Origin of the sequence: Streptomyces sp. NPDC057654, assembly GCF_042800135.1 — a bacterium.
GTDB lineage: Bacteria > Actinomycetota > Actinomycetes > Streptomycetales > Streptomycetaceae > Streptomyces.
Genome location: NZ_JBHVHQ010000318.1, coordinates 1 through 8,719 on the forward strand (window position 1 = coordinate 1; position 8,719 = coordinate 8,719).

The 8,719-nt window shown below is 73.8% G+C and carries 9 protein-coding genes; 8 read left to right on the forward strand and 1 reads right to left on the reverse strand.

What is annotated here, in order from left to right; genetic code table 11:
* Nucleotides 1-291, reverse strand: a 291-nt coding sequence (locus ACFU99_RS22675; RefSeq protein WP_384394769.1) for an aminotransferase class I/II-fold pyridoxal phosphate-dependent enzyme, incomplete at its 3' end; no start/stop codon positions are given.
* Between the two features lie 148 nt (nt 292-439).
* Here ACFU99_RS22675 and bioB point away from each other — a divergent pair.
* The 8 genes from bioB (at nt 440) to ACFU99_RS22715 (ending at nt 8,703) form a co-directional block, all read left to right on the forward strand.
* Nucleotides 440-1,570, forward strand: coding sequence for a biotin synthase BioB (gene bioB / locus ACFU99_RS22680; RefSeq protein WP_384394755.1), 1,131 nt, complete (start codon nt 440-442; stop codon nt 1,568-1,570).
* Entirely contained in the window at nt 1,563-2,867 is a 1,305-nt protein-coding gene (locus tag ACFU99_RS22685; RefSeq protein ID WP_384394757.1) for an adenosylmethionine--8-amino-7-oxononanoate transaminase, read from the forward strand. Before bioB ends, ACFU99_RS22685 begins: the two co-directional genes overlap by 8 nt.
* Nucleotides 2,868-2,944: 77 nt before the next feature.
* Nucleotides 2,945-3,658, forward strand: a complete 714-nt coding sequence (gene bioD, locus ACFU99_RS22690; RefSeq protein ID WP_384394759.1) for a dethiobiotin synthase — start codon at nt 2,945-2,947, stop codon at nt 3,656-3,658.
* A gap of 159 nt (nt 3,659-3,817) precedes the next feature.
* Nucleotides 3,818-4,489 carry a class I SAM-dependent methyltransferase gene (locus ACFU99_RS22695; protein WP_384394761.1) on the forward strand — a complete coding sequence of 224 codons (672 nt, stop codon included), beginning with the start codon at nt 3,818-3,820 and terminating at the stop codon, nt 4,487-4,489.
* Nucleotides 4,490-4,684: 195 nt separating this feature from the next.
* The gene (locus tag ACFU99_RS22700; protein ID WP_384394763.1) at nt 4,685-5,605 is read left to right on the forward strand and encodes an LLM class F420-dependent oxidoreductase; all 921 of its coding nucleotides are present in this window, start codon (nt 4,685-4,687) and stop codon (nt 5,603-5,605) included.
* 36 nt (nt 5,606-5,641) lie between these two features.
* On the forward strand, nt 5,642-6,133 hold the full coding sequence (locus ACFU99_RS22705; RefSeq protein ID WP_384394764.1) for a GNAT family N-acetyltransferase: 492 nt from the start codon (nt 5,642-5,644) through the stop codon (nt 6,131-6,133).
* Nucleotides 6,134-6,340: 207 nt separating this feature from the next.
* A complete protein-coding gene (locus ACFU99_RS22710) occupies nt 6,341-7,687 on the forward strand; it encodes a hemolysin family protein (protein WP_384394766.1) in 1,347 nt (448 codons plus the stop codon).
* Complete coding sequence (locus tag ACFU99_RS22715; RefSeq protein WP_384394767.1) at nt 7,684-8,703, forward strand: hemolysin family protein; 1,020 nt, start codon at nt 7,684-7,686, stop codon at nt 8,701-8,703. Before ACFU99_RS22710 ends, ACFU99_RS22715 begins: the two co-directional genes overlap by 4 nt.
* Nucleotides 8,704-8,719 lie beyond the last annotated feature (16 nt).

Genomic DNA, 8,719 nt, shown 5'->3' on the forward strand with positions numbered 1-8,719 from the left:
GACCAGCGCGGCCTCGAATCCGCAGAATCCCCGCAGCCGCTCCTCCAGCCGGGCGTGCAGCTCGGTCGTGCCCGTGACGAGCCGGGAGCCGGTCGCCCCCGCGCCCCAGCGCCGCGCCGCGTCCGCGGCGGCCGCGGTGACCTCCGGATGCCGGGCCAGCCCGAGGTAGTCGTTCCCGGCCAGATCGAGGAGCGGGCAGTCGGCGGGGCGCGGCCGCAGGGTCCGTACGAGCCCCGCCCGCCGTCGCCGGCCGTGCTGCGCGTCGATCCATTCGAACGGGTCCTGCTGCATCGGCCGCACCTCGTCGTTCTGTGGGGTTTGCATAGAACGTAGCCCTCACGATGCGGGGTCAAGGTGCGGAAATACACACACCTCGCTCGACGGCTCTTGTATCAATCCTCCATAGTGCGAGGTTCGGATCCGGGCCAGGATCGGCAGCATGGATCTTCTGCACACACTGGTGGACAAAGGGCTGCGGCGGGAGCTGCCGACCCGTGAGGAAGCCCTCGCCGTCCTGTCGTCCGCCGACGACGAACTCCTCGACGTGGTGGCCGCGGCGGGCCGGGTGCGCCGCCACTGGTTCGGCCGCCGGGTGAAGCTCAACTACCTCGTCAACCTCAAGTCGGGGCTCTGCCCGGAGGACTGCTCGTACTGCTCGCAGCGGCTCGGTTCGCGCGCCGACATCCTCACGTACAGCTGGCTGAAGCCCGAGGACGCCTCGAAGGCCGCCGCCGCCGGGGTGGCGGGCGGCGCGAAGCGGGTCTGCCTGGTGGCCAGCGGGCGCGGGCCGAGCGACCGGGACGTGGACCGCGTCGCGCGCACGATCGAGTCCGTCAAGGAGCGGAACGAGGGCGTCGAGGTGTGCGCCTGCCTCGGACTGCTCTCGCAGGGGCAGGCCGAACGGCTGCGCGCCGCAGGCGCTGACGCGTACAACCACAACCTCAACACCTCCGAGGCCACGTACGGCGACATCTGCACCACCCATGACTTCTCCGACCGCGTCTCGACGGTCCAGCAGGCGCAGGCGGCGGGCATGTCGGCGTGCTCCGGGCTGATCGCGGGCATGGGCGAGAGCGACGCGGACCTCGTGGACGTCGTCTTCGCCCTCCGCGAGCTGGACCCCGACTCGGTCCCCGTCAACTTCCTCATCCCCATGGAGGGAACGCCGCTCGCCGGGGAGTGGAACCTCACGCCGCGGCGCGCGCTGCGGGTGCTCGCCATGGTGCGGTTCGTCTGCCCCGACGCGGAGGTGCGCCTCGCCGGAGGGCGCGAGGTGCACCTGCGCAGCCTTCAGCCGCTCGCGCTGCACCTGGTCAACTCGATCTTCCTGGGCGACTACCTGACCAGCGAGGGCCAGGAGGGCGGCGCGGACCTGGCGATGATCGAGGACGCGGGGTTCGAGGTGGAGGGCGCTGACACCAGGACGCTGCCCGCGCACCGGGGGGACGCGCCCGCCGCGCCCGCTGGGCCTGCCGCGCCCTCCGGCGCCGGTACGGACCGTGGCCCCCGTACGGACCTGGTCGCCGTGCGGCGGCGGGGCGCGGGCACGGATCTGCCGCCCAATGCCTGAGCCGCTCGCCCCCGACCGGCTCCTGGCCCTGGACCGGCGGCATGTCTGGCACCCGTACGGTCCGATGCCCGGCCGCCAGGACCCGCTGGTCGTGGAGTCCGCGGCCGGGGTGCGGCTGCGGCTCGCGCGGCCGGCCTGGGGTGCGGACGAGCTGATCGACGGGATGTCGTCGTGGTGGTCGGCGATCCACGGCTACGGCCATCCCGTGCTCGACGCGGCGGCGCGCGGCCAGTTGGAGCGGATGAGCCATGTGATGTTCGGCGGGCTCACGCACGAGCCCGCCGTGCGGCTCGCGGCCCGGCTGGTGGAGATCACCCCCGCCGGGCTCGAACACGTCTTCCTCGCCGACTCCGGATCGGTGTCCGTCGAGGTCGCCGTGAAGATGTGCCTCCAGTACTGGCGCTCGGTCGGCAGACCGCGCAAGCAGCGGCTGCTGACCTGGCGCGGCGGCTACCACGGGGACACCTGGCAGCCGATGTCCGTCTGCGACCCGGAGGGCGGCATGCACGGCCTGTGGCAGGGGGCGCTGCCCCGGCAGGTCTTCGCGGACGCGCCCCCGGCGGGGTTCGGCGCGGAGCTGGACGCCGGGTACGCGGAGCATCTGCGGGGTCTGATCGCGCGCCACGCCGACGAGCTGGCGGCGGTGATCGTCGAGCCGGTGGTGCAGGGGGCGGGCGGCATGCGCTTCCACTCCCCCGCGTATCTGCGGGTGCTGCGCGAGGCGTGCGACCGGCACGGCGTGCTGCTGGTGCTGGACGAGATCGCGACCGGGTTCGGCCGTACAGGCCGGCTGTTCGCAACGGAGCACGCGGGCATCACGCCCGATGTGCTCTGCCTCGGCAAGGCGCTGACCGGCGGCTATCTGACGATGGCGGCGACACTCTGCACGCCGCGGGTGGCGGAGGGCATCTCGCGGGGCGAGGTCCCGGTGCTCGCCCACGGGCCGACGTTCATGGCCAACCCCCTGGCGGCGGCCGTGGCCCGCGCCTCCGTCGACCTGCTGCTCGCGCGGGACTGGCGGCGCGAGGTGGAGCGGATCGAGGCGGGGCTGCGCGAGGGCCTGGCCCCGGCCGCGGATCTGCCGGGCGTACGGGACGTACGGGTGCTCGGCGCGATCGGCGTCGTCCAGCTCGACCACGAGGTGGACATGGCGGCCGCCACGCGGGCGGCGGCGCGGGAGGGGGTGTGGCTGCGTCCCTTCCGCGACCTGCTCTACACCATGCCGCCGTACATCATCGACGAGCACGACCTGGCCCGCGTCGGCGCGGCGGTGTGCGCCGCCGCGCGTGCCGCCTGAACCGAAGCCCGCTCCACACGGCCGGCGAAGCGGCCGTCACGAATCCAACAGGCCCACGCGAACGGGGAGTCGAGAACATGCCGGTGCTGATCGTCACGGGGACGGGCACGGAGATCGGGAAGACGGTCGCCACCGCGGCGGTGGCCGCCGTGGCGCGGGCGCGGGGCAGGTCGGCAGCCGTGCTGAAGCCCGCGCAGACGGGCGTGGCGGCGGACGAGCCCGGGGACGTCGCGGAGGTGCTGCGCCTGGCCGGGCCGGTGACGGGGGTGGAACTCGCCCGTTTTCCCGAGCCGCTGGCCCCGGCGACCGCCGCCTGCCGGGCCGGACTCACGCCCGTACGGCCGGACGAGATCGACCGGACGGCCCGGAAGCTGGCCGCCGAGCACGACCTGGTGCTGGTGGAGGGCGCGGGCGGGCTGCTCGTACATCTCGACGAGTCGGGGGCGACGCTGGCCGACGCGGCGCGCCTGCTGGACGCGCCGGTCCTGATCGTGGCCCCGGCCGGGCTCGGCGCGCTCAACGCGACGGCTCTCACGGCCGAGGCGCTACGGGCCCGTGGGCTGCGCTGCCACGGCGTGGTGATCGGCAGTTGGCCGGACGCCCCGGACCTGGCCGCCCGGTGCAATCTGGCCGACTTCCCGAAGTCTGCCCACGCGCCGCTGCTGGGGGCCCTCCCCGAACGCGCCGCCGCGCTCGACCCGGCCGACTTCCGTGCGGCGGCGGCGAGTTGGCTCGCGCCGGAGCTGGGCGGGACGTGGGACGCGGGGCGGTTCGGGGCGGAGCGGGGCTGAAGGGACGGGACGGTCGTACGGACGGCCTCCCTTCCCTCCCACCGGCGCGTCCCCTTCCGCCCACCGGGCCGGCGACGGCTGGAAGGGGCGCGGCGCGGGCAGAATCCTCGTACAGCTGTACCCGCTGTGCTGCTGTATCTACGGGGAAAGGCCGTCGCCATGACCGGGCGCACCAGGAAAATCCCACGTGATGCCGTGCATCACCCGCTCTTCGCGCGCGTCTACGAGAAGGTCGGCCCGATCGCCGACGTACGGGCGGGGGTGGGCGCGCGGCGGCGGGAGCTGCTGGCGGGCGTGTCCGGGCGGGTGATCGAGATCGGGGCGGGCAGCGGGCTGAACTTCGCGCACTATCCGGGCACCGTCTCCGAAGTGGTCGCGATCGAGCCGGAGCGGCGACTGCGGCAGGCCGCGCTCCAGGCGGGGCGGCGGGCCGAGGTCCCGGTGGACGTGGTGCCGGGGGCGGCGGAGGCGCTACCGGTGAAGAGCGAGGCGTTCGACGCGGCGGTCACGTCGCTGGTGCTGTGCTCCGTGCGGGATGTCGGGCGGTCCCTGGCCGAGGTGATGCGGGTGCTGCGGCCGGGCGGGGAGCTGCGGTTCTTCGAGCACGGGCTGGCGCCGGGGCGGGTGCAGGCGGCGGTGCAGCGCGCTGTGGACCGTACAGTGTGGCCGCTGCTGTTCGGCGGCTGCCACACGTCGCGGGACGTGCTGGGCGCGATCGAGGCGGCGGGGTTCGAGATCGTCTCGTGCCGACGGCTGCGGGTCCCGGAGGGCAGTACGCGCGTCCCCTCCTCGCCGTGCGTGCTGGGAAAGGCCAGGCGTCCGACGCATTGACGCCGCTTCCCCTCAACGCCCTCTGGTGCGGGGGAGGTTGAGCCGCGTACCGTTCGGCCGCACGGAGGGCGGCGGGCTCCCTCGGCGGGGCCCCTGCCGCGGGCCCCTACGGCGGTCCGCCGCGGTGACTCACCGGCCCGTCGCGGTCCATCCGTCACGATCCGTCCGTCGTGATCTACGTGATCTGGGGGATACATGGCGAGGCCGTTCCGGTTCGGCGTCAACATGCTCACGATCGGCGCCGCCGCCGAGTGGCGCGAGAAGTGCCGCAAGGCCGAGGCGCTGGGCTATGACGTGCTGCTCCTGCCCGACCATCTCGGCATGCCCGCGCCGTTCCCGGCGCTGGTGGCCGCCGCCGAGGCGACCGAACGGCCGCGGCTGGGCACGTTCGTGCTCAACACGGGGTTCTGGAATCCGACGCTGCTCGCCCGCGAGGTCGCGACGGCCGATCTGCTCACGGACGGGCGGCTGGAGCTGGGGCTCGGCGCGGGCTATGTGAAGGCGGAGCACGACAGCGCGGGGCTCCCGTTCGGCACGCGGGGCGAGCGCGTGGACCAGCTGGAGCGCACCGTCGCCGAGCTGGACCGGCTGCTGGGCGACCCGGAGCACGTACCGCGCTCCGGCCGCCGCCCGCCGCTGCTGCTCGGCGGCAACGGCGACCGGGTGCTGCGGCTCACCGCCCGCCACGCGGACATCGCCGCGTTCACCGGGGCGCGTGAGGACGCGTCCGGCAAGCTGTCGCTCATCAGCCCGGACGCGCTTGAGGAACGGGTGACGGCCTATCAGGGATTCGCCGCCGAGTTGGCCGAGCAGCCCGGAGGGACTGAACGGACCGGCCGGGCCGGACGGACCGAACCCGCAGAGCTGAACTATCTGGTCCAGGCGGTGGACGTCGTCGCCGACCGGCGCGCCAAGGCGCGGGAGACCATGCGGCGGCTGCCGGGGCTGTCGGAGGACGACGTGCTGGCGCACCCTGCCCTGCTGACCGGTTCCGTGAAGGAGATGGCGGAGCAGCTGCGCGCCCACCGGGACCGGTTCGGCTTCTCGTACTTCACGGTGCTGGACCCGGCGCTGGAGGCGTTCGGGCCCGTGATCGAGGAGCTGCGGGGCGCCTGACCGCGGAGACCCGCAGTCCGGCGGCCGTGCGCCGCCGTGCGCCGCCGTGCGCCGCGGGGAAGATGTTCGACCGCGCGGCGCGTCCGGTGGTGGGATACCGGCATGAGCGATCTTCGAATACGGGCCGCGGGCCCCGCCGACCTCGATGCCGTGCTGTCCTTCTGGAAAGAGGCCGCCGAGGGTACGAGCATCAGCGACGACCGGGACGGGGTGGCCCGGCTGGTGGCCCGCGACAGCGAGTCGCTGCTGCTGGCCGAGGTCGGCGGCGAGCTGGCCGGTACCGTCATCGCGGGCTTCGACGGCTGGCGGTGCTCGCTGTACCGGCTGGCCGTCCACCCCGGCTCCCGCAGGCAGGGCATCGCCACCGCGCTGCTGGCCGCTGCCGAGCGGCGGTTCGTGGAGCTGGGCGGGCGGCGCGGCGACGCGATGGTCCTGGAGGACAACACGGTGGCGCAGCGCGCCTGGGGTGCGGCGGGATACGCGCGCGAGCAGCAGTGGCGGCGCTGGACGAAGCCGCTGGGCCGTTGAACGGCCGAGGCGCGGCAACGCTGCACCGCCAGGGCGCTGTGACACCCTCGCGCGCTTTGCCCGTCCTTTACCATGGATGATTCACCCACTGTCATCCTCTTGTGAAAGGTGTGAGCGTCCGTCCATGGGCGAGCCTCCCAGTAGTCCCAACAGTCGACATCGAGCGATCCGTCCGCCCTTGCCCGATCATGGGACGGAGGTGAACCGATGACCGAAGTGATCCTCCTGGTGGTCGCCCTGCTGCTCACCCTCGCGTGCGCGGTCTTCGTGGCGGCCGAGTTCTCCCTGACCACGGTGGAGCGCGGCGAGCTGGAGCGGGCGGCCGAGCGCGGCGACCGCAAGGCCGAGGGCGCGCTGAAGGCCGTACGCGGTCTCACCTTCCAGCTGTCCGGCGCACAGCTCGGCATCACCGTCACCGGCCTGATCATCGGCATGATCTCCAAGCCGTCCATCTCCACGCTGCTCACCGGCCCCATGAAGGCGGCCGGACTGCCGGCCTCCGCCGCCTCCTCCACCGCCCTCGTCCTGGGCACCGTGCTCTCCACGGTCGTCCTGATGGTCGTCGGCGAGCTGGTGCCGAAGAACTGGGCGATCTCCCGGCCGCTGCCGGTCGCCCGGCGGGTCGCGGGGGCGCAGCGCGCCTTCAGCTCCCTCTTCCGGCCGCTGATCCGGCACCTCAACAACACCGCGAACCGCGTGCTGCACCGGATGGGCCTGGAGCCCGCCGAGGAGCTGGCCACCGCGCGCGGCCCGCGCGAGCTCGTCGCGCTCGCCCGCCACTCCGCCAAGGAGGGCGCGCTGGAGGCGGACACCGCCGAGCTGTTCGTACGGACGCTGAACCTCGCCGACCTCACGGCGGAGAACGTCATGACGCCGCGCGTCCAGGTCACGGCGCTCGACATCCAGGCCACGGCCGAGGACGTCGCCGACGCGACCCGCGCCACCGGCCTGTCCCGCTTCCCGGTGTACCGGGGCAGCCTGGACACGGTCGTGGGCGTCGCGCACATCAAGGACGTGCTGGCGGTGCCCGCCGAGCGGCGGCCCCGCCACCCGGTGGCCTCGCTGCTGCGGGAGCCCCTGCTCGTACCGGAGTCGCTGACCGTGGACCGGCTGCTGGACCGGATCTCCGGGAAGCGGAGCATGGCCGTCGTCATCGACGAGTACGGCGGCACGGCCGGCGTCGTGACGCTGGAGGACATCGTCGAGGAGGTCGTGGGCGAGGTACGCGACGAGCACGACCCCGACGAGACGCCCGACCTGGCCCCGGCGGGCACGGACGCCGAGGGGCGCGAGCTGTACGACGCGGACGGCGCGGCCCGTACCGACCAGCTCCAGGCGATCGGGCTGCGCGCGCCGGACGGCCCGTACGAGACCCTCGCCGGGCTGGTCGCCACGGAGCTCGGCCGCATCCCGGCGGAGGGCGACACCGTCGAGACGGCGGGCTGGCGGATCGAGGTCATGGACGCCACGGGCCGCCGGGCGGCCCGCGTCCGGCTGACCGCGCCGCTCCTCGCCGCCGGTGACGCGTACGACGACGAGGAGGCCGGCCGGTGACCGCGGTCCAACTGCTGATCGGCCTGGCGACCCTGGTCGTCAACGCCTTCTTCGTCGGGGCCGAGTTCGCGCTGATCTCGGTGCGGCGCAGCCAGATCGAGCCGCACGCCGAGGACGGCGACCGGCGGGCCCGCAGCGTCCTGTGGGGGCTGCGGCACGTATCGGCGCTGATGGCGGCGGCGCAGCTCGGCATCACACTGTGCACGCTGATCCTCGGTGTGGTCGCGGAGCCGGCCATCGCGCATCTGCTGGAGCCGGTGTTCCACGGCGTCGGCGTGCCGGAGGGGTTCATCCATCCGATCTCGTTCGTCATCGCGCTGGCCGTGGCGACGTATCTGCACATGCTCTTCGGCGAGATGGTGCCGAAGAACATCGCGCTCGCGGAGCCGGTGCGCACGGCGCTGCTGCTCGGGCCGCCGCTGGTGGGCCTGGCGCGCGCCCTGCGCCCGGTGATCTTCGCCATCAACGCCTTCGCGAACGGGCTGCTCAAGCTGTTGCGCGTGGAGCCCAAGGGCGAGGTGGCGGCCACCTTCTCGGACGACGAACTGGCCCGTATGGTCGCCGACTCCAGCGAGGCGGGGCTGCTGGACGACCGGGCCACCGAACGGCTGCGGGACGCCCTGGAACTGGGCCGCCGCCCGGTCAGGGACGTGGTGCTGCCGGTGGAGCGGGTGGTGTCCGCGCGGATCGGGGTGACGCCCGAGGGGCTGGAGCGGCTGTCGGCCGAGTCGGGCTTCTCACGGTTCCCGGTGATCGACGCGGGCGGCCGGATCCTGGGCTATCTGCATGTGAAGGACGCGCTCGACGCGAAGCCGCGGGATCTGCCGCTGCCCGTCGACCGGGTGCGGCCCATCGCGCGGGTGCGGGCCGCGACGCCGCTGGACGACGTGATCACGGCGATGAGCAGTACGGGCACGCACATCGCGGCCGTCATCGGCGAGGAGGGCCGGCTGGCCGGTCTCGTCACGATGGAGGACGTCCTGCGCGAACTGGTCGGACAGCCGCCGGCCGCGTGACGGCGGGGGGCGGGGC

Coding starts and splice junctions, on each gene's coding strand:
- bioB (WP_384394755.1), top strand. CDS start 440: ATGGATCTTCTGCACACACTGGTGGACAAAGGGCTGCGGCGGGAGCTG.
- bioD (WP_384394759.1), top strand. CDS start 2,945: ATGCCGGTGCTGATCGTCACGGGGACGGGCACGGAGATCGGGAAGACG.
- ACFU99_RS22685 (WP_384394757.1), top strand. CDS start 1,563: ATGCCTGAGCCGCTCGCCCCCGACCGGCTCCTGGCCCTGGACCGGCGG.
- ACFU99_RS22710 (WP_384394766.1), top strand. CDS start 6,341: ATGACCGAAGTGATCCTCCTGGTGGTCGCCCTGCTGCTCACCCTCGCG.
- ACFU99_RS22700 (WP_384394763.1), top strand. CDS start 4,685: ATGGCGAGGCCGTTCCGGTTCGGCGTCAACATGCTCACGATCGGCGCC.
- ACFU99_RS22695 (WP_384394761.1), top strand. CDS start 3,818: ATGACCGGGCGCACCAGGAAAATCCCACGTGATGCCGTGCATCACCCG.